The organism is Candidatus Aegiribacteria sp. (assembly GCA_021108005.1).
GTDB lineage: Bacteria > Fermentibacterota > Fermentibacteria > Fermentibacterales > JCC-6 > Aegiribacteria.
Map to the genome: position 1 here is coordinate 1 of JAIORS010000164.1, position 19,530 is coordinate 19,530.

Annotated in this window: 18 protein-coding genes and 1 tRNA gene; 16 read left to right on the forward strand and 3 right to left on the reverse strand. The window is 46.6% G+C overall.

The features are described from left to right. From K8S15_10020 to K8S15_10030, 3 genes are all read right to left on the reverse strand, one after another. On the reverse strand, nucleotides 1-346 hold a 346-nt coding region (locus K8S15_10020; GenBank protein ID MCD4776371.1), incomplete at its 3' end, for a hypothetical protein. 41 nt (nucleotides 347-387) lie between these two features. Continuing rightward, nucleotides 388-2,496 carry a PAS domain S-box protein gene (locus K8S15_10025; protein MCD4776372.1) on the reverse strand — a complete coding sequence of 703 codons (2,109 nt, stop codon included), beginning with the start codon at nucleotides 2,494-2,496 and terminating at the stop codon, nucleotides 388-390. A 126-nt stretch (nucleotides 2,497-2,622) separates the two neighbouring features. Further along, nucleotides 2,623-3,414 (reverse strand): methyltransferase domain-containing protein, encoded by a 792-nt coding sequence (locus tag K8S15_10030; GenBank protein MCD4776373.1) that lies wholly within the window; start codon nucleotides 3,412-3,414, stop codon nucleotides 2,623-2,625. A gap of 129 nt (nucleotides 3,415-3,543) precedes the next feature. On the opposite strand from K8S15_10030, the gene K8S15_10035 reads away from it, so the two are divergent. The 16 genes from K8S15_10035 to K8S15_10110 all read left to right on the forward strand — a co-directional run. Then, on the forward strand, nucleotides 3,544-4,182 hold the full coding sequence (locus K8S15_10035) for a hypothetical protein (protein ID MCD4776374.1): 639 nt from the start codon (nucleotides 3,544-3,546) through the stop codon (nucleotides 4,180-4,182). Nucleotides 4,183-4,237: 55 nt separating this feature from the next. Continuing rightward, nucleotides 4,238-4,312, forward strand: a tRNA-Cys gene (locus K8S15_10040). Between the two features lie 147 nt (nucleotides 4,313-4,459). Then, on the forward strand, nucleotides 4,460-5,356 hold the full coding sequence (locus K8S15_10045) for a 4Fe-4S binding protein (GenBank protein MCD4776375.1): 897 nt from the start codon (nucleotides 4,460-4,462) through the stop codon (nucleotides 5,354-5,356). Beyond that, on the forward strand, nucleotides 5,356-6,174 hold the full coding sequence (locus K8S15_10050) for a redoxin domain-containing protein (GenBank protein ID MCD4776376.1): 819 nt from the start codon (nucleotides 5,356-5,358) through the stop codon (nucleotides 6,172-6,174). The genes K8S15_10045 and K8S15_10050 overlap by 1 nt, the downstream gene beginning before the upstream one ends. Further along, the gene (locus tag K8S15_10055; protein MCD4776377.1) at nucleotides 6,171-7,181 is read left to right on the forward strand and encodes a glycosyltransferase; all 1,011 of its coding nucleotides are present in this window, start codon (nucleotides 6,171-6,173) and stop codon (nucleotides 7,179-7,181) included. Before K8S15_10050 ends, K8S15_10055 begins: the two co-directional genes overlap by 4 nt. A gap of 98 nt (nucleotides 7,182-7,279) precedes the next feature. Then, complete coding sequence (locus tag K8S15_10060; GenBank protein MCD4776378.1) at nucleotides 7,280-7,621, forward strand: STAS domain-containing protein; 342 nt, start codon at nucleotides 7,280-7,282, stop codon at nucleotides 7,619-7,621. Beyond that, nucleotides 7,618-8,037, forward strand: coding sequence for an ATP-binding protein (locus tag K8S15_10065; GenBank protein MCD4776379.1), 420 nt, complete (start codon nucleotides 7,618-7,620; stop codon nucleotides 8,035-8,037). Before K8S15_10060 ends, K8S15_10065 begins: the two co-directional genes overlap by 4 nt. Before the next feature lie 16 nt (nucleotides 8,038-8,053). Beyond that, nucleotides 8,054-11,668, forward strand: a complete 3,615-nt coding sequence (locus K8S15_10070; GenBank protein MCD4776380.1) for a SpoIIE family protein phosphatase — start codon at nucleotides 8,054-8,056, stop codon at nucleotides 11,666-11,668. Next, on the forward strand, nucleotides 11,665-12,438 hold the full coding sequence (locus tag K8S15_10075; GenBank protein ID MCD4776381.1) for an SAM-dependent chlorinase/fluorinase: 774 nt from the start codon (nucleotides 11,665-11,667) through the stop codon (nucleotides 12,436-12,438). The genes K8S15_10070 and K8S15_10075 overlap by 4 nt, the downstream gene beginning before the upstream one ends. Then, nucleotides 12,435-13,580 (forward strand): hypothetical protein, encoded by a 1,146-nt coding sequence (locus K8S15_10080; protein ID MCD4776382.1) that lies wholly within the window; start codon nucleotides 12,435-12,437, stop codon nucleotides 13,578-13,580. The genes K8S15_10075 and K8S15_10080 overlap by 4 nt, the downstream gene beginning before the upstream one ends. Next, the gene (locus tag K8S15_10085; protein MCD4776383.1) at nucleotides 13,573-13,773 is read left to right on the forward strand and encodes a hypothetical protein; all 201 of its coding nucleotides are present in this window, start codon (nucleotides 13,573-13,575) and stop codon (nucleotides 13,771-13,773) included. The genes K8S15_10080 and K8S15_10085 overlap by 8 nt, the downstream gene beginning before the upstream one ends. A gap of 11 nt (nucleotides 13,774-13,784) precedes the next feature. Continuing rightward, a complete protein-coding gene (locus K8S15_10090; protein MCD4776384.1) occupies nucleotides 13,785-14,672 on the forward strand; it encodes an NDP-sugar synthase in 888 nt (295 codons plus the stop codon). Next, on the forward strand, nucleotides 14,669-15,682 hold the full coding sequence (locus K8S15_10095; GenBank protein MCD4776385.1) for a phosphotransferase: 1,014 nt from the start codon (nucleotides 14,669-14,671) through the stop codon (nucleotides 15,680-15,682). The genes K8S15_10090 and K8S15_10095 overlap by 4 nt, the downstream gene beginning before the upstream one ends. After that, nucleotides 15,672-16,670 carry a tryptophan--tRNA ligase gene (gene trpS / locus K8S15_10100; GenBank protein ID MCD4776386.1) on the forward strand — a complete coding sequence of 333 codons (999 nt, stop codon included), beginning with the start codon at nucleotides 15,672-15,674 and terminating at the stop codon, nucleotides 16,668-16,670. The genes K8S15_10095 and trpS overlap by 11 nt, the downstream gene beginning before the upstream one ends. 7 nt (nucleotides 16,671-16,677) lie before the next feature. Continuing rightward, nucleotides 16,678-18,114, forward strand: coding sequence for a cysteine--tRNA ligase (gene cysS / locus K8S15_10105; GenBank protein ID MCD4776387.1), 1,437 nt, complete (start codon nucleotides 16,678-16,680; stop codon nucleotides 18,112-18,114). Between the two features lie 285 nt (nucleotides 18,115-18,399). Then, nucleotides 18,400-19,530: hypothetical protein (locus tag K8S15_10110; protein MCD4776388.1), on the forward strand; the 1,131-nt coding region annotated here is incomplete at its 3' end.

The window sequence follows — 19,530 nt, forward strand, 5'->3', positions numbered from 1 at the left end:
AGTATGTTGCACCAATTCTATTCAGTGCGGTAGCCTTAGACTTGTCATCTTTAGTTTCGATTGTAAGCTCAAGCATTTCAAAGCCGTGATCCAGTGATGTCTGATACTCGTCTATGCGCTGATATGCCCAACAGAGTTCGCTCAGTATAACCGATTCCAGATCTTTTTCTTCAGTTTCCTGAAGCAGTTCCAGCCCCTGTTTCCCGAATTCAATTACTTTTTCCGGATTGATTTCCCTGAAGGCTACGGTCAGATCAGCTAGAATATGGATTTTATCCAGTCCGCGGGCTTCAGGTAGTTCCTTCAGGAGAACCTCAGTATCTGTTATCTCTGATGTTTCAGTCATAGTTATACTTCCACATGTGTAAAATCATTCCAGAATATACGCTAGGTAGTACAGAGACAGAATCTTTCTTCTCTAAACAATTTAAGACACGCATCAACAACTTCTTCATCGTACAGTATGCCTTTGTTCTGCGATATTTCCTCAAGTGCTTTTTCCATACCCCGGGAACTCCTGTAGGGGCGATGGGAACACATTGCCTCCACCACATCTGTGACTCCCAGAATACGCGCTTCAAGGCAGATTTCATCTCCTTTGAGGCCGTTGGGATATCCTGAACCATCTATTCTCTCCTGGTGCTGCAGGACGATTTTTCCTACAGGCCATGGGAAACTGATGGTCTTGAGGATTTCAAGGCCTGCCTCCGGATGAGTTTTAATTAATTCGTATTCTATCTCCGTAAGAACCGCGGGTTTGCTAAGGATCTCCGCCGGAATTTTAATCTTACCGATATCGTGCAGTAAACTTGCGACGCGAAGACCTTCAATCATTTCGTCTGGAAGGTTCATTTCTTTTGCAACCACACACGCAAATCTTGCTACTTCCTTCTGATGACCTGCCGTGTAAGGGTCTCTTGTTTCAACTGCTGAAGACAGCGCGTCTACGGTTCCTTTAAGAGTTCTATTCAGTTCATCAAGGTTGTTCTTTATGTTCTCTTCCGCTTGTTTTCTGCTTGTGATATTCCAGAAAACAACCTGAGAAGCAGGCTGACCCTGGTACGTTATGGGTATTGCTGTTACCTCAACGTCAACGGATTCACCATCGAGCCGAAGAAACTTTTCCTCGATAGGATGCGCGAATTTTCCATCTTTCTGACACAGTTCAAGACGGTCAAGTACGATACTCCTGTAATCGGGATGGACGAAGTCAAAAATCATTTTACCGAGAGCGTCTTCAGGGCAGGAGGCAGCTACGAGATCAAGACTTGCCTTGTTGGCATAAACAATTTTGCCATTGACATGAACGACAATCGCCGCAGGATTATGATCGAGAAGGCGGCGGTATCGTTCTTCTGATTCCCGAAGCGCTTCCTGAATTGATTTCCGTTCGGTTATGTTTTCGAGAATACCGTCAAGGTAAAGAATCCTTCCTTTTTCATCGAGTGTTGCTTTTGATGTCAGTGAACCCCAGAAGGTTGAAGCATCTAAACGTTTGAATTGAGCTTCGTATCCTGAAACAGAACCTTCTTTTCTGAGACTGCTTATGAATCGTTCGCGATCCTCGATACTATGATAGCAGTCAGATACCTTTGCCCTGAGCATCATTTCCGTGTTTCCAAAGCCGAACATTCTGGCAAGCGCAGGATTAACAGAGATGAATGTTCCATCCTTGTCGGAGGTTGAACGAAACACTCCGACAGGGATATTCTCAAGAAGTGAACGGTACCGTTCTTCGGAGGCCTTCAATGCTCGCTGAGATCTTTTTTCTTCGGTGATATCCCTACCGAAACTCAGCGTTCCGGTAATCTCTCCATCAGTATATACAGGAAGTGTCTGGACCGTGAGTTCAGCTATGTCATTCTCTCCTACGAATATTCTGACTTCATATTCATTGAGATTGCCGCTCAGCGTATCAATGAAAATCTTTTTAACCCGATCAAGATCATCCGGGTGAACAGCCGGTGAAAAATCCTCGCCCTTCCAATCAGTGCTTTTTCTTGTGGATAGCTCTTCTGCGTACTTGTTGAAGAATACGAAATTCCCATCTCTGTCCAGCTGCCAGATCATTTCTCTCGCGTTCTCAACAACGGTTCTGTATTTCAACTCTGATTCTCGGATACTCTCTTCGGCTTTTTTTCTCTCTGTGATATCCTGAACAAGTGAAAGCAGACTGTTTACTGATCCGTCCGGTTTTCTCGTGCATTTGGTAGCGATACTCACATTAACAGTACTGCCGTTACTGTGCATCAGACGTTTTTCCAGCTTGTAGCCCTCAGTTTCACCGGAGAGTACCTTTTTTAAAGCGTTAACGTTTTTTCTCAAATCGTCAGGATAGATTAGCTCAGACCATTTTTTCTTCAGTAGTTCGTCCCTGGAGTATCCGAGCATTTCACAAAAGTAGTTATTGACATCAATGAAGTTCATTTCAGGTGTGACAATCGCCATACCGATCAGCCCGAGTTCAAAATAACTGTCGAACTGTTTCTCATTCACCGGTTATACCGCTTTCTTTTAAGTTGCGTTGGTCTTTTAAGATTATCCTGTCCAACAATATATTATACGCCTTCTGTGATTTGTGCAAGTATGCATATCAAGGAAGCATATGGATTAGTTCGGATCTTACGGTCTGACTTTTTTCCAGTACTTACGAACAGGTCTTACTCCCGGTTCCTTGAATTGTGACCATTCAAACCCCTTTCCGATAAGGAAGTCATGTTTGTCATTATCACTGTCGGTATTACCCGGACATAGTATTACTGTGCCGCATGGTTTTGTTACTCGCATCATTTCCCGGAGTTCTTCATCCGGATGTTCACCGAATACGAAACCTCCAATTGTTATATCCGCGAAATCATCCGCAAACGGTATATCCTGAATAAGACCATCAACTACGAATACGTTATTCAATCCCAGTTCCATGGTTCTCTTTTTCAGATATATACGCAGGTTAGCAACAGGTTCGACCGCGTATACAGCCTTTGCTTTCGAAGCGGCAATCAACGCTAGTTTTCCAGTACCACTGCCGATATCGATCACCCTTTTGCCGGAAAAATCAATCAGGGATGTCAGTTCATCAGGGTTCCACTTCAGAAATGGTTGAGAATCGTAAACATCCGGGGACACGACGTATACAACAAGATCATTAACGGTTTTCAGAATCTCCATTTCAGCCTGACGGATTTCAGGATTCGATGGTTGATTTCCATCCTCTCTACTCGTTACCTTATCCAGCCATTCGTTCAATTCAGGACATTTATGTCGCAAGTACCATTCCACGTGCGGGTTTGCTCTCAATGCGACTGCAAATTCCTTTTCCGGTATCCATCCGGGAAACCAGCTGAGCTGAACCCTCTCAAACAGCAAAATAGTATTAAAGGAAAGTGACGATACATTCATCCAGTCGGCCGGCATTTTCTTTTTTCCTCCAGTTGATGTGATTACATATTAATTGTCGCTATTTTTTCTAAGTGCTGTTTTCGGGAACAGAATTGATTAGATAATCTATAACTTATAGAAAAAACAGCATGAAAGGAATAGATCATGAGGAAGTCAATTATTCTCTCTTGCTTTCTAGTTATCAGCGTACTGTTTACGGCGTGCAGCCCTGATGATCCGTTTACCCTTCTGAGATGCCAGTTCAGGATAGAGAATACTGAGGATTTTGTCGTTACCGGGATTCAGCTCGACAGCCTTTCGAGCCTTTCCGTTACCCAGATTGCTGAAGTGCTGGCTGTATGGGGTTCGGGAAGCTGCCCGGTGGATTTTACACTCAATATAGGCATTCACAATCCTAACAACGGCTCGACCGGACCCGATATTATTCCCGTTACACTGTCATCCCTTGTCTGGGATCTCTATCTTGATGGGGACTCAGGGATAGCCTTTGATACAACCTGGGTAGCTTCGGGAACGATGTCCCAGCCCCTGGAAGTTCCCGGAGCGGACGAAACTGTAATACTTCCGCTTGATATCAGTTTCGATGCGGTTCCTCTCATGAGTGATATGGGTGCTCTTGAGTTCATAGACATGGCACTTGCAATAGGGGGTATCGATTCTCACCTAAGAGATAGGGATCATATTGGAAGGATGCTGGTTACAGCTGTTCCTACAATTTCAACACCTTTCGGGCAGATGTCTTATTCCGGTTCACTCAATATAAGCCTTGACTGGGTTGACTGACGAAAAGAGTCTTGCCCTGGAAGTCATGAATTTGTATTATTGACCTCCATTGTAAGGCGGCGTAGCCAAGTGGGAAGGCAGTGGACTGCAAATCCACCATTCATCGGTTCAAATCCGATCGCCGCCTCCATCAATACTATCGATTGGTGAATATGAGGAATATCCATTTATCAATCAGAATATCTCTGCTGGTTATCGCGGTCCTCATGGCTGTATCGGGCTATGTATGGGGTAACCCTGTTGTTATCTGGCAAAAAGCCGCGAATATCTGCCTCGAATGTATTGGTATAGGCTAGTGATATTTGTAAGGGAAAAAACCCGCAGACTGGTTCAGTTCTCATCACTTTTTCTTGCAAATCTTTACGTCAAGGGATGGATCAACGGAACGATCTTTACAGGCAAATCCAAGATGTTCTGTGTTCCCGGACTTCACTGTTATTCGTGCCCTTCGAGTGTTCTTGCATGTCCTGTTGGGTCGGTTCAGAATATTCTTTCAACGGATGGATTTCTGGGAGGCATAGCAACCGGAAGACCTGACGCGGTTATTCTTCTGGGAGTTATCGGTTTTATGCTGGTTTTCGGATTTATAGCCGGTAGATTCGCCTGCGGCTGGATATGTCCTTTCGGGCTTTTGCAGGATCTTATCTATAAAATTCCATCACCGAAAATCAGGATTCCCGTTTCATGGAGAGATGCCAAGTATGCGATCCTTCTTATTTTTGTCGTCATTCTTCCTTTGGCTCTCAGGACTGTAGCAGGCGCAGGGGGCGATCCCTGGTTCTGCAAGGTCATCTGCCCCTCCGGAACACTCACAGCTGGAATACCTCTTGTTCTTCATGATTCCGGTGTTACCCTCCAGACGGGTTTCCTGTTTTCATGGAAAACCGTTGTGCTTGTTCTTATTCTACTATGGTCAGTTACTTCAAAACGGCCCTTCTGCCGTGTTCTCTGTCCTCTGGGTGCATTCTGGGGGCTGGCAGGAAAGGCCTCGGTTTTCAGGATGAGGGTTGATTCGTCATGCGTGAAGTGTGACAAATGCATGTCCGTCTGTCCGGTGGATATCGCTATCTATAAGGAACCGAACTCAGCGGAATGCATCAGGTGCGGCAAATGTATTGATGTGTGTCCTGTGAACGCTATACATCATGACACCCGGAAACGGGGTGGAAGCTGATGGTTGTGTATGAGAAGTTCAGTGATTATCTCTGGATTCCCCTGATTCTGATTTTTCTGTTCCCGATTATCATGTACAGCGGCAGCCATTATACTGTGGATGACAGTCAGGTTATTCAGGGGCCGCTTGTAGTGGGCAGGGAAGCTCTGGACAGCCTTATTTCACTGAACGAAGGGAAACCGATTATTGTGAATTTCTGGGCTGTATGGTGTACTCCATGTGTGGGGGAATTGCCCCACATTGATGAGGTTTACAGATCCATGGAAGGTGATATAGCGGCTATTGCGGTTGATCTGGGTGATCCGGAACTGGAAACTCTGCTGAATTTCCGCGAAGGATTCAAACTCTCAATGCCTGTAGTCTGGCTTAACGAAAGCGATGCAGCACTGTTGAAGGATGAATGGCACCTTTCGAACGTTCTTCCCATAACTGTTGTATTCGATTCGGAGGGTACTGAGATTACAAGGGCGGCCGGAGTAAGGGATGAAAGCTTTTTCAGGAATGCTGTTTCAGGGTCTTTAATGCCGGATACTTCTGATGAACATCATGATGAAGAACTGGAACTGCACATCAACGTTGTGGGATTCTCTGCAGACACTCTTACAGATATACTGATGGACAGGGCTGTTGAGCTTGCAGGTGAGGAAGGCGTGGATTTTTACGACCCATCCATACCATCGGACAGCCTGGAAATCGAAGCGATGCACCTTCCGAATTCCGCATATCCATACGCCCAGCCGTGTATAGGTGCAGCATGCGGAAGGCCTGCGGGAACTCCTGATGAGCTTCAGCAGGTGGTTGAGAATCTGTCCAATTGAGCTCACCCGCTGTTTCAGTTCTGCTACCATTTAAAAACGCGGAAAAGTACCTCGACAGTGCTCTTGCATCAATTGCGGGGCAGACTTTCGGAGATTTTGAAGTGGTACTTGTTAACGATGAATCGGTGGATTCGTCTGTCCGGATTGTGGAAGAATGCTGTTCAAGGGATTCACGGTTCGTACTTGTTAATTCTGCCGGTACCGGACTGGTGGACGCTCTGAATACCGGGTTGGAAAGATGCAGGGGAACCTGGATCGCGAGGATGGATGCGGACGATATCTCACTGCCGGAGCGAATCGAGAAACAGTTACGGCTTGCCGTATCGATGGGATCTCGTACTGTTGTGTCCTGCAAGGTTCACAGTTTCCCTGATGAGGATGTTACCCGTGGCTACAGGCTTTATGAAAACTGGCTGAACAATCTGATAGAGCCTGAAGAGATAGAGAAAAACCTGTTCATAGAAAGCCCTGTGCCTCATCCCAGCGCCTTTTACCATAGACGGAGCATTCTCGCGGAGGGTGGCTATACCGAAAGGGAACTGCCCGAGGATTACGAATTGTGGCTCCGACTATGGAGCAGGGGCTACAGGTTCGCGCGTGTACCTGAAGTTCTACTCAGATGGAGGGACAGGGCAGACAGGCTTTCACGGACCAGCAGAGCTTATTCCCTTACAAGTTTCTACAAGCTCAAGGCGAAGTACCTTGAATATGTACCATGTATGTCCGGTAAAAAAATATTCGTGGCTGGAAGCGGTCAGACAGCCAGGAGGCTGGGAAAATGTCTGCAGGATAACGGATTTTATATTGAAGCTTTCATCGATCCATCAGAGAGCAGGCAGGGAGAGAGGTTGCGTGGGAGACCTGTGAAGGGCGCCGGGGAGTTTTCAGCAAGACCTGACGTGCCTGTAGTAATAGCTTCAAGGCTCCCCGGAGCAAGGAAATCCATAATGGAATTCCTCAGCGGACTGGGCTTTATCGAGTGGAAGAATTTTGTTGCCTGCTCATGAGTTCTGACGTGGGTTTTGTCAAATTGAGTTTTAGGGCTATATTAAACAAAGATCAATTCTCGTTGCTGAAGACACTTTCAATTTTCGGGAGGTAGAAGTTGAAGATCAAACAAGAAATGAAGGGTGATATTCTCCTTATTGCTCTTTCCGGCAAAGTCATCGGTGGCCCTGAGCTTATGGAAGTAAAGGATGTATTCCAGAAAGCTGTTGACCAGGATAAAAAGAAGATCGTTCTTAATCTTGGAAAAGTGAACTGGATGGACAGTTCCGGTCTGGGAGTAATTGTATCCGGCCATACTACCCTTTCAAGAGCAGGCGGAGCTCTTAAAATTCTGAATGCCACGAAGAAAATCCACGAATTGTTCATCATCACAAAACTGATTACGATCTTCGATACATATTCTGATGAACAGAAAGCGTTGGATAGTTTCGGGGAATGACTGTGCGCCCGATAGAGATGCGCTTTCCCAGTGATGCGAATGTGCTTGAACCTCTCCAGCTGATAATCGAAGCTATAGGGAGATCTGCGGAAGTTTCAGAGAATGATCTGTCTTCCCTGTCAATTGCGGTTGTTGAACTGGCTAAGAACGCTATGGAACACGGAAACAGAAACGATCCGGAAAAGACAGTTACTATCAGTTTCAATATCTTACCTAACAGAATCCGGTTTTTGATAGATGATGAGGGAGAATGGGAACCTGAAAAGGCTCTAGGCTTCAATCCGGGAGATGGAGAAGAACTTCTTTCTACAAGGGGGAGAGGAATTCTTATTGCCCGGAACCTTGCCAAATGGGTTGAGTTCGGTCTTACTCCGGAAGGAAAGACGAGGGTTACTCTTATCTGGCCTCTGACCTGAAAGTGAAGCTCATTCCGTGAACAGTTTCACTCTTTCAGTAGTATTCGAAGCCAGGGAACTGCCCGGGGGTATCCGGGATATTCTCAAAACGGACGTTCAGCTTCTTATACCTCCCAGATGGGCCGATGAAATTCAGATCTCTCGATCGGATATACATGTTTCAGACGCTCTGCTTCTTGTAATCAACGGACCACTTTCTCCCGAACTCAGAAGCATCTATTATAATTGCTTCCGGCATAGTATCCCGGTTGCCGGGATATGTTTCATAAAGGAACCGGAGGATGATAACGCGGTTCAGGAACTTGTAAAAAACTCTCTATGCTGGACTTTCTCTTCCGCTAACGAAGGCAGGGAACTCCTTCGTAATCAGGTTCAAGACTGGCTTCGTAGCTTGAACCGGGAATCATTTCCCTATCCTGAGGGCAGAGAACTGCTTGAATCCTACGGTGACATCGATGTGCTTTCCGTAGACAGTGATTCTTTTGATAAAGCAAGAGAAGTTGTAAAACGGCGCGGATTCGTGTGTCTAAGCGGTTCCCTTGGCGCTGGAAAGACAACCATTTCGAGAAAGCTGCTGGTTGAAGCCTCTCTGGACGGTCTTAATCCTATTGAAATAATCACAAGAGACCTGAACTTCAGGGAAGTTGTGCAGCTTCTTACAGGTTCTGAGGACTGTGCTGTTTTCCTTGATATCGATACTCTCAGGAGAATTGTGGATATCTATCCTTCACGTCTGTGGTCAACGATTCTCTCCCTGATTATCAGGGCAACGGAATCCAGGCACAGGCTGATACTGGCGACATCATCTCCGGAGATCACCAGGATTTTTGATTCGTACGATGATGCCCATGTCAAACTCCCGGAACCTTCAACCGATCGAAGATGGAGACTGGAACAGGGCAGGGAGGCTCTGATATGGTTCCGTGAACTGCCTTCCCTCGATAAAGCTGAGCTTCTTCTACTGGCGGCCTTCGACCCTGTTGTTGCCGAAGCGGTATTCAAACGGATTCTCTTCAGGCTTTTAGAAAGGCTCATTGTACAGGAGAACAAGAGGTTTCCATCCAGTGAAGAGCTGGAAGAGTTCTACAGCAGATCCCTTGCCGCCAGAGGCGCAGATCCATTCAGAAGAATATGCGGAAGCGGTGAAGTTTATATCACCGGTAGTGATTCGGTAAGAATGTGGGCCATAGACAGAGGAATTCGCGAGCTTCTTGAGGAAGATGCTCAGGTCATCCGCGCTTTTGTGGATACATTGCTAGGGAGTGAGGAATCGGGCGTTAGAAGGGCCGGGTACTTCCTTGCCGGCTTCTTTAAAAGCCTCTCCGATGAAGTGCGGGCGAAGCTTCTTCTTCACGTCGCATCCGAGAGATCCTGGATCGTTCTCACTGATGTTCTAAACATGCTCCAAAGCTCCGCAGAGCATTCAGATGAGTCGATAATAAGCATGTACAGGATAATGATGGAGAAGGGTGATATAGAAGTAAGAATTGCCTTGGCCGGAACTCTCGGGAGGCAGTGGGTTCTTGAGTCGTCTGCGTTCGGTGATCTGGTGCATTCGGTGATGACTGATCCCGAATCGAGAATAAGGGGGCAGTTCCTTCAGGATCTGACTCTCTGGGGAATGTCAGAGAAAGGCAGGAAGATCTATACAGACTTCCTGGAGGACGATTCTTACTCCGTCCGGCAGGCCCTGATGATGTACATAGGCAGCAAGTTTCCAACTCTTGAAACCAGGGAATTCGACGTGCTGAACGAGGTTCTGGCGGACGGTAATCCAGTGTTGATGACTGCCCTTATTCTGGGACTTCTTGACAGAAAGCTTGAAGGGTTCAACCAGGAATTCAACGACCTTCTTCTGGTTCTTATGGACCGGCTCCCTCCAGGAGGTAAGGGCAGGATGGCCTGGAGGATAGGAGCCAGACTGAGGTATTTCAGCAGTGAAGTGAGGGAATCCATCAGAACCGATCTGTCAGAGGAAGATATTCTTCCAGTCACGCGGTGCATGCTGATGAACTATTCCTCCCTTGATCCGGAGGAGAAAGAGAACCTCTGGGAGCTTATTTACGAACGGATCGCGTTCAGCAGGGCATTCGCCAGCATGGTTCTGCGATACTACACCATCATGGAAACTGAAATAAGAAGAGACCTTCTGATCGCAGTTCTGATCTCCGATCACCATGAGGGAAGGGAGGCTCTCAGCCAGCTTATTTGCCTCGGCAGGACAGATCTTATAGAAGCGTCCGTTGAGCTGATCGAAGGTATAATTGAAGCCTGTGTATTTAAGAAAAGAGCCGCTCTTCCGTTCTTCGTACTCTGGAACAGCAGTGATCTGGGGGATACCGTATCCGATCTGACAGCTGAATTCAGGATGGATTCCTCCTCATATATCCGAAAATCGCTGGTGAATGCGATCCGTGACCTTGGACTCAAGACCGATGATACTTCAGACGTTCTCAGGCAACTGGCGCACGATAAAAAGCGGGTTGTGAGGGCATCTGTCGCCCTTACCCTGGGGGAGTTTGAAAGTGGTGAATCGGAAGATATTGATCCGATTCTGAACGAATTGTTAGATGACAAAGATTCCTATGTACGCCACAGCGCTCTCAGCGGTCTGCTCGAAAACGTTTCCATATCCCCGGAGAAGCTGCTTCCAGTAATGATAAAAGCTTTTGATGATTCTGCCGCAGATGTGCGACTGGAGGCCGTCAGCGGCCTGAGAAAACATCCGGAGCTGTATTCAACGTCGAATATCGATGTGAAGCTAGCTGACAGGTTCGCTGATCCGGATAGAAACGTTCGAATGGAAGTGATAAAACTGATTACCGAAACTCCCGGACTTCTGGCTTCGGAAACCATCAGGAACAGAATGCCTGACATTCTTCTTAACAGGCTCTCAACCGGAAACGCCATATCGGAGGAACTGATTATGGCGAGGAAGATACAGCTTGACCTGCTTCCGGATAGTCCTCCAAATGCTGAGGGTTACGATATAGAGATTTTTTATAGACCGGCAAGAGAAGTGGGAGGGGACTACTACGATTTCTTTCACCTCCCTGATCGTAACCTTGGACTTGCAATTGCCGATGTAACCGGAAAAGGCATCCCGGCAGCGTTGACCATGGCCGGACTGAAGGGTACTCTGAAAGCACATGTTCAAAGTATCTATTCCATCAGCGAGATCATTCAGAAGGTTAATGAATCCTCCGTTCTTGACGAGGGTGATCCTATTATGACCGGTCTTTTCTACGGTGTCCTGGCTCTTGACACGGGCCAGTTGACATACGTTAATGCCGGACATAATCCTCCGCTTCTTGTAAAGAGGAAGGGGAAATCCCGATGGCTTTACAAGGGCGGACTGATTCTGGGTCTTTCTACCGTGGCGGAATACGAGCACGGAACAGTAAAACTTGAATCCGGTGATGTGCTTGTCCTGTACACCGACGGGCTGACGGAAGCCATGAATTCGTCAGGTTTGGAATTCGGCACAGAGAGGCTTAATAAAACTGTTCGGGAAAACCGTGACCTGTCAGCTCAAAAGATCTCAGGCGGGATACTGGATGCTGTTAACTCCCATTCAAAAGGTTCGCCACAGGGTGATGATCAGACTCTAGTGGTCTTAAAATACAGATGAACAGAGTTGTGTTTCTGCTTTCCGACTTTGGAGTATCGGATACATACGTTGCTCAGATGAAGGCTGTGATACTCTCGATGTCCTCAGATCGTATCTCAATAATCGACCTTACGCATGATATAAAGGCTGGTTCAGTAACCGAAGGCGCTTTCCATCTTTACGTTTCCCGGAAAGTTATCCCGGCCGGTTCAGTAGTAGTAGCAGTGGTTGATCCGGGAGTGGGGACGGTTCGCGGGGGAGTGGTCTGCGAAGTGGAGGGCACTCACTATGTCGGGCCTGATAATGGTCTTTTCGGCCTTCTTCCCTCAGGCAATTGCTGGAGGCTGCCTGATCATCCTGGTGGATCCAGCAATACGTTTCATGGAAGGGATGTTTTCGCTCCGGCAGGCGCGAGGTTGATTCTCGATCCCGGATGGGTGCAATATCTGGAACCGGTTGATACTGAAAAACTTGTTCCATTAGAAATTGAGACACCTTCTCGGAACGACGACGGGCTGAAAGTAACTGTTGCTCATATAGACAGATTCGGTAATGCTGTTCTCTGGTTATCCACATCCGCCGCATGTGGATTTCATCCATCTGAACTGCGGCTTCCCGACGGCAGGATCGAATCCATAAAAGAGGTTTCAACTTACGCTGATAATCCTGGTATTCTATATCTTCAGGGCAGTCAAGGCTTTATGGAAATCGCTGTAAGTCGCGGAAGTGCTTCCGAACTTCTGGGACTGACCATAGGGAACAGGATTTTGCTTAGGGAGCGAAAAAGATGAAATACATAAGTTTGCTGCTGCACATGTATCAGCCGCCTACACAGGATATTCGTCTGGTGGCGGAGATTGACGCGGAATGCTATAAGCCTCTTACAGAATTGCTTGTTCGATCCGGAGCCAGAGTAGCGGTAAATATTAATTACTCTCTTACGGAGCAGCTCGAGAAACTGGAATCCGTATCCCTTGAGCATCTCGCTGCCGCTGCAAATCTGGAATTCACTGATTCAGGGGCTTATCACCCCATATTTCCACTGATAGAAGAAGATGATGTAAGAAGACAGCTGAAGCTGAACAGAGAAGGGAACCGCCGGCTACTGGGAAGCAACTACAATCCATCAGGTGTTTTTCCCCCCGAAATGGCCTATTCTCCCTCACTTCCATCGATATTCAGCAGTATGAACTACAACTGGACAGTAACGGATGACATTCCCTGGACCTGGACGGGCAGAAGTGTTCCCTGCAGAACTATTCTCAGCGTGGGTGATGTAGCCGTACTTCTAAGAAGCAATTTCTGGAGCAACCGGATATCCTTTCACGGAGAGGATGGTTCGGGAATGGCTGAGGAGATAGTAGCCGGCATGCATCAGTGGACAGGCGATGAGGATGCCTATATCCTGATAGCAATGGATGGCGAAACTTACGGTCATCACAGAAAAGGAACCATCGAAAGATTCCTTGCTCCTTTCCTTGAGGCTTTTCAGAATATGGATGATGCAGTCATAGTAAATCCGGGAGAGCTGCTTAAAAGATTTCCATCCGTATCGGCCGATGTTCCATCCGGAAGCTGGTCAACAACTCCCGGAGACCTCGATGCAGGTAAGCCATGGCCTCTCTGGGAAGATCCTGACAACCGGATTCATGTGCGATTAAGGAAGTTGCTTCAAAATGTCAGTGATATTTCAAAACAGTATAAATCGGGCAGGGTTGCCTCACTGGCCGATAAAATGTTATACTCGTGCCCGTTTTGGTGGGCTTCTGAAGGCAGATTCAATTCTATACAGATCCGCCGCGGTTTGCTTACTATTTTGGAAACAGCTCAGGCGATATATGCCGAAAACGGTGATCGAGAAATGATGGACAGAATCATGACCTCCGCCTGCAGTATCCCGGTGATAACCGGAGAGGATGCTTCGAATGCCTAAGAAAGAAAGAACTTTTGCAGCTAAGCTGGCTCACGAAGCCAGGACACTTCATCAGGATGAATGCCCGGTATGCGGCAAGGAAAGGATACCCATGGTACTTTACGCCGCCATATACAGTGACGAAGGACACTGGCGTCCGCAGAGACGCAGGGTCAAGCTGTGTGACTGCAATAGAAAAGAAATTTACGGGTAAACTGGTTCTGTATGGAGATTGAGGGGGTTTTTTTTCTTACTGCCGGTTACGGCAGGAGGGATGAGCCCCTTTCTCTTATTCATCCCAAAGCCCTTCTTCCATACGGAGAAACATCTATTTTGGGAAGGCTTGCCAGGCAGATTCGTGTTTTGTGTCCTGGTATAGTCAGAATAAACGCTTCCAGATGTCCTGAAGCATTGCTGAGGGAAATATCGGAAGTCTGGCAGGAAGAAATGTGCGAATTATATTTCGAGGAAAGGCCGATGGGTGTATCAGCAACGCTGGCGCGGCATACTGATACAATTAGCAGTGGAACCTGGATGATCGTTAATACGGATATGATCATTGAGGATTTTGATGCAATCGGGATGCTGGAGTACCACAGGAAAACGGAGTCAGACTGGACAGCTTTAACCGGGAGTTTCCCCCGGGATGGTATCTATTCTCCCTTATTCACTGATGAGTATATGAAATTCGGACAAGGCGGCACTGAAAGAACGCATTACTGGGGGATTAGTTTAATGGAACCATCGATTCCTGCTATAGCCGCAAGGATACAGGCTTCAGAAGGATTGTTCTCAGAAATTGCTTCCGAGGCTTCGGTAAACGGCAAGAGACTGATAACCTGCCGGCAGGATGGGAGATGGCTGGATATGGGAAGGATAGATATACTTCGAAGGAATATTCTATCCGGAGGTTCGTATGTTCATCCCACAGCGTGCGTATCGAGTGATGCTGTTCTCGAGGGATCATGGAATATTGGCAAGAGCTGTATTCTGGGGAGTGGTGCCGTGTTGCGAAACAGTGTCATGCTTGAGGGATCATCTCTCGAAAGCGGTACACTTGAAGAATGTATTCTGCCCTGGTTCTGCAGCAGTACTGACGGTGGATTTGTATGAAAACCATGTCTCCGGAAGTTGCTTCATGGCTCAGGAACAGAACCGATAACAGTGTAACGGTAAAAAGACTTCACGGTGACGTATCGGGAAGGCTCTTCTGGCGTGTTTTTTCAGCTGGAGAGACTCTTATTCTAATGGACAGCGGGAAGTATCCCATATGGCCATGGCTGGATATTCATGAGCTTCTTTCCGATCACGGGTTCAATGTCCCGTCGATAATGGAATGCGATACCAAGAAGGGTTGGGTTCTCCAGGAAGACCTGGGCAACCTGAGATTACTTGATGTAGACGATGATAAATACATGGAGTATCTCGATGAAGCAATCAGCATTATTATATCCATGCAGAGAGAACTTGACGGTAAGGCCTGTTCCGGTTCAATAGCCGGTAGAAGAAGCTTCACTCCCGCATTTTTCATGGCGGAGCTTGAGAGTACCCTGGAATCACTGTTTTTCCGGCTTCTTGAAGTTCCAATGGAAGAACTCCTCGCGCTTCAGAATGAGATGCGGAATTTGTGCAGTATGATATCAGAATCAGCGGTTTTTGTTCATAGAGATTTCCACAGTGCGAATCTCATGATTCACAAAGACCGGTTAACCATAGTTGACTGGCAGGATGCAAGGTTTGGCCCACCTGCATACGATGTTGTCAGCCTTATAAGAGACAGTTACAGAGACGCAGGATTCTCCTGGGAGGACAGAGCCAGGAAATTTGTCGTTGCGAAGGGTGACATGAACATGTTCCAGATTGCCCTGACCGCATGTCAGCGGAGCCTGAAGGCTATAGGCACTTTCAGTTTCCAGTACAGAAAAACAGGTGATACAAGATTTCTGGGATACATTCCCAGAACATTCAGATACCTTGCGGATTACTCCAGGATCTGCCCGCAGCTTGATAATCTTGTTGATAGAACGTACAACATTCTGGAGGAGTACCACGGTGAAATAGATCTGAGGGATTTCAGATATTCAAATATTCCTGGTGTACGGGAGAGTGAAAATGAGCATTGAAAAAAAACGTATCTTAACGGGGGACAGACCCACTGGACCTCTTCATCTTGGGCATTACGTTGGATCACTGCAGAACAGGGTGAAGCTGCAAAATGAGTACGATACTTTCATAGTTGTGGCCGATGTACAGACTCTTTCTACGAATTTCGACCATCCGGAACACCTTCCGGTCGATGTAAGACAGGTTACACTGGATAATCTTTCCGTTGGTCTTGATCCGGAAATCGTTAATATTTTTATTCAGAGTATGGTTCCACAGATTGCGGAGCTTACCGTTTTCTTTTCGATGTTCGTCACCGTTAACCGGCTGCGGCACAACCCCACCATCAAGACTGAAGCCAGTCAGCATGGTTTTGAAGAGAACATGACCTACGGATTCCTGGGTTATCCTGTGAGCCAGGCTGCGGATATTCTTTTCTGCAGATCTGATATCGTACCGGTTGGAGAGGATCAGCTTCCTGTAGTAGAAGTGTCCCGCTTCATAGCCAGGAGGTTCAATGAGCTTTATGCCAATGTCTTTCCGGAGCCGGAGGGATTGAAGGGCGAGACCGCAAGGCTGGTCGGGCTGGACGGCCGGGCCAAGATGTCCAAATCCCTGCGGAACTGCATTTATCTCAGTGATCCTTCAAAGGACGTCAGGGAAAAGTTGATGTCAGCTGTAACCGATCCTGCCAGGATTCATAAGGATGATCCGGGACATCCGGAAATATGTACGATCTTCTCCTACCATCAGGCCTTCAATGGTGAAGAATCCTCGGATATCGAGGAGCGGTGCCGATTGGGAACCATAGGTTGCGTTGCATGCAAGAAAAGGCTCTTTCAGGTAATAGAGGAAACTCTTGAACCCATTCGGGAACGGAGAGTTCAGTTCGAAAGACCTGGTCGTGTAGATGAAATTCTCAGAAGAGGTACTGAAGCGGCGTGCATTGAAGGAAAAAAGACGGTACAGCTCGTTCGTGAAGCCATGCACACGAATTATTTTGACTGAAGGAAACATGATGAAACTATACAACAGCCTGACCCGCCAGAAGGAGGAATTCGAACCCCTATCTCCGCCATACGTGGGAGTTTACGTCTGTGGTCCTACGGTTTACAGTCACAGCCATCTGGGCCACGGGAAAAGCTATGTTTCCTTCGATGTGCTCATCCGTTACCTCAGTTACATCGGATACAACGTCCGGTACGTACAGAATATCACGGATGTTGGACATCTCACCGATAATGCTGATGCCGGGGAAGATAAGATAGAGGAGCAGGCCAGACTCGAGAAACTGGAACCTATGCAGATAGCCGAGAAGTACACAAAATCCTACTTTGACGACATGGATGCCCTCGGTGTTCTGAGACCGGATGTGTCTCCCAGAGCGTCCGGTCATATCCCCGAACAGATAGAACTGATAAAGAAACTCATAGAGAGAGGCCACGCTTACGAGGTTGACGGTTACGTTTACTATTCGGTATCCAGTTTCCCAGGATATGGTAAACTGTCCGGGAGAAAACTTGACGACCTCATTCCCGGATCGAGAGTTTCCGTTGACGAGAGAAAAAGGGATCCGAAAGATTTTGCGCTCTGGAAGAAAGCGGGAGACGATCACATACTGAAATGGAATTCACCGTGGGGCTGGGGATACCCGGGCTGGCATCTGGAATGCTCCGCGATGTCAATGAGGTATATAGGTGATACGCTGGACATTCACGGTGGCGGACTGGATAATATCTTTCCTCACCACGAATCGGAAATAGCTCAGAGCGAAGGAGCGAATGGGAAGCCCTTTGCGCGTGTATGGCTTCACAATAACATGGTTACCGTGGATGGCCAGAAGATGGGCAAGAGCCTCGGAAACTTCACCCTTCTGAAAGAGATATTCGAAAAATTCGATCCCATGATCGTAAGGCTCTATATCCTCAGGAGCCATTACAGAAGTCCACTTGATTTTTCCAATAAGGGCCTTGAGTCAGCGAAGAGCGCCCTTGAAAGACTGACAGCCTTTCGGGCAAGGCTCGGGCGTACGGATTTGGAAACAACCGGAGAACCCTCCTGCGAAACCACAGCTCTGATAGAGAAAACGAAGGTAGCTTTCCTTGAATTCATGGATGACGACCTTAACACTCCCGGAGCTCTTGCTTCCATCTTTGATCTGATCCGGGGCGGCAACGCTGTTCTTGACAAAGATGATTCGCCCGCAAACAGGGTTGCCCTTTCGGGGGTACTCGAAGAACTTGCAGGCAATATTCTCGGTCTTGATACTGCCGGTTCCGCTTCCTCGAAGACAGATAGCAGGGAACTGTGTGAGATAATGGCGGAGACCAGAGGGATTCTGAGGGAGAACAGGCTTTTCGAGGCTACGGACCACATGCGAGAATCTCTGGAAAAAATTGGCTATATCGCAAGAGACCTGCCCGGAGGAAAAAGCGAGATTACCAAAAAATAGTGCAGACTGAAGTAATTTCCATCATGTATCTGCTTGCTTCCATGATATATATGTAAATAATATGTGGTTATGCATCAATTGGTCATGATGGTCCTCTATAATTAAGAATGCCCATCTACAATAATTCCACAAATTAATCACTTCCCATTCAGATTCTGTACACTTGACAATCTATTACTAGGTTATTAAAAATTAGTTACTATACTTTAATTAAGATAGTGTAATTTTTAACAATATTTATTATAAGTTAATATAGAGGTTCAATAATCAGGAAAAGGAGAGAATATGCGAATCCTACTAATAATACTCATGGTGACTATGACTACAATAGGGTTGTCTTCACTTGATAAACTTTCAGAAACAACTGGTTACGATTACGAAAACTCTGCAATCATCCGATCAACAAATTCGGGTTCAAGTTGGAGCACATGCAATAGTGGTACTCAGAGATGGCTTTTGGGTGTTGACTATAGAAAGCAGACATCAACGGCACTTGCTGTTGGTGAGAAAGGTACTGTGCTTAGAACTGCAAATGACGGAGTTGGTTGGACTTCATTAAGCAGTGGTACTTACGAAACATTAAATGACATTGCCTACTGCGGTCAAACCAATACTGCAATAGCCGTTGGTAATAACGGTAAAGTAATTGTTACGCAGAATAATGGTTCATCGTGGTCTCATCCTTCCAATGTAACTACATGTCAACTAAACAGCATAGCTTTTCAAGGTGCAACATCAACTGCAGTTGCTGTGGGTTCAAATGGAACCATCATTAGAACGACAAACTCGGGATTGAGTTGGACAATTATATCAAGTGGAACGTCTTCAGATTTATACGGAGTTGCTTTCTGCGGTCAGACGTCAAATGTCGTTGCTGTGGGTGGAAATGGATTAATATTACGTTCCTTCACTGGTGGTACGAGTTGGAATTCGATTAGCTCCCCAACATCGTATACTCTTCGAGATATAGCTTTCAGAGGACAGACTGATTATGCTACTGCAGTTGGGTTAAATGGTACTATAATATCAACATTGAATGGCGGTTCCAGTTGGTTAGATGAGTCTAGTCCAATAAATACACACCTTTTGAGTGTAGATTATCAATATGCAGTAAACACACGAGTCGCAGTAGGTTCTAGAGGACAGGTAATCAATTCGATTAACGGTGGATCATGGCATATCAGACAGAGTGGTACGGATTACGATCTACATTCAGTATCATTTCGTGGGCAAACGGCATATGTATTAGCTGTTGGAAAAAATGATAGGCAGTGTATTCCCATATCCCTAGTACAAGACACGGAGCATTTTGAACAAACTATAATATCTTTTGATTTAGCTAGCTGTGTTTTATCAGCATATGTTAATGAATCAGTCATTGCGAGAGCTCAGCTATTTGATATTGCAGGTAGACTA

Excerpts from the sequence above, each read along its gene's own strand:
- K8S15_10080 (MCD4776382.1), top strand. The coding sequence starts at position 12,435 with ATGAAATACATAAGTTTGCTGCTGCACATGTATCAGCCGCCTACACAG.
- K8S15_10075 (MCD4776381.1), top strand. The coding sequence starts at position 11,665 with ATGAACAGAGTTGTGTTTCTGCTTTCCGACTTTGGAGTATCGGATACA.
- K8S15_10065 (MCD4776379.1), top strand. The coding sequence starts at position 7,618 with ATGACTGTGCGCCCGATAGAGATGCGCTTTCCCAGTGATGCGAATGTG.
- K8S15_10035 (MCD4776374.1), top strand. The coding sequence starts at position 3,544 with ATGAGGAAGTCAATTATTCTCTCTTGCTTTCTAGTTATCAGCGTACTG.
- K8S15_10045 (MCD4776375.1), top strand. The coding sequence starts at position 4,460 with ATGTATTGGTATAGGCTAGTGATATTTGTAAGGGAAAAAACCCGCAGA.
- K8S15_10090 (MCD4776384.1), top strand. The coding sequence starts at position 13,785 with ATGGAGATTGAGGGGGTTTTTTTTCTTACTGCCGGTTACGGCAGGAGG.
- K8S15_10050 (MCD4776376.1), top strand. The coding sequence starts at position 5,356 with ATGGTTGTGTATGAGAAGTTCAGTGATTATCTCTGGATTCCCCTGATT.
- K8S15_10085 (MCD4776383.1), top strand. The coding sequence starts at position 13,573 with ATGCCTAAGAAAGAAAGAACTTTTGCAGCTAAGCTGGCTCACGAAGCC.
- K8S15_10030 (MCD4776373.1), bottom strand. The coding sequence starts at position 3,414 with ATGCCGGCCGACTGGATGAATGTATCGTCACTTTCCTTTAATACTATT.
- trpS (MCD4776386.1), top strand. The coding sequence starts at position 15,672 with ATGAGCATTGAAAAAAAACGTATCTTAACGGGGGACAGACCCACTGGA.
- K8S15_10095 (MCD4776385.1), top strand. The coding sequence starts at position 14,669 with ATGAAAACCATGTCTCCGGAAGTTGCTTCATGGCTCAGGAACAGAACC.
- cysS (MCD4776387.1), top strand. The coding sequence starts at position 16,678 with ATGATGAAACTATACAACAGCCTGACCCGCCAGAAGGAGGAATTCGAA.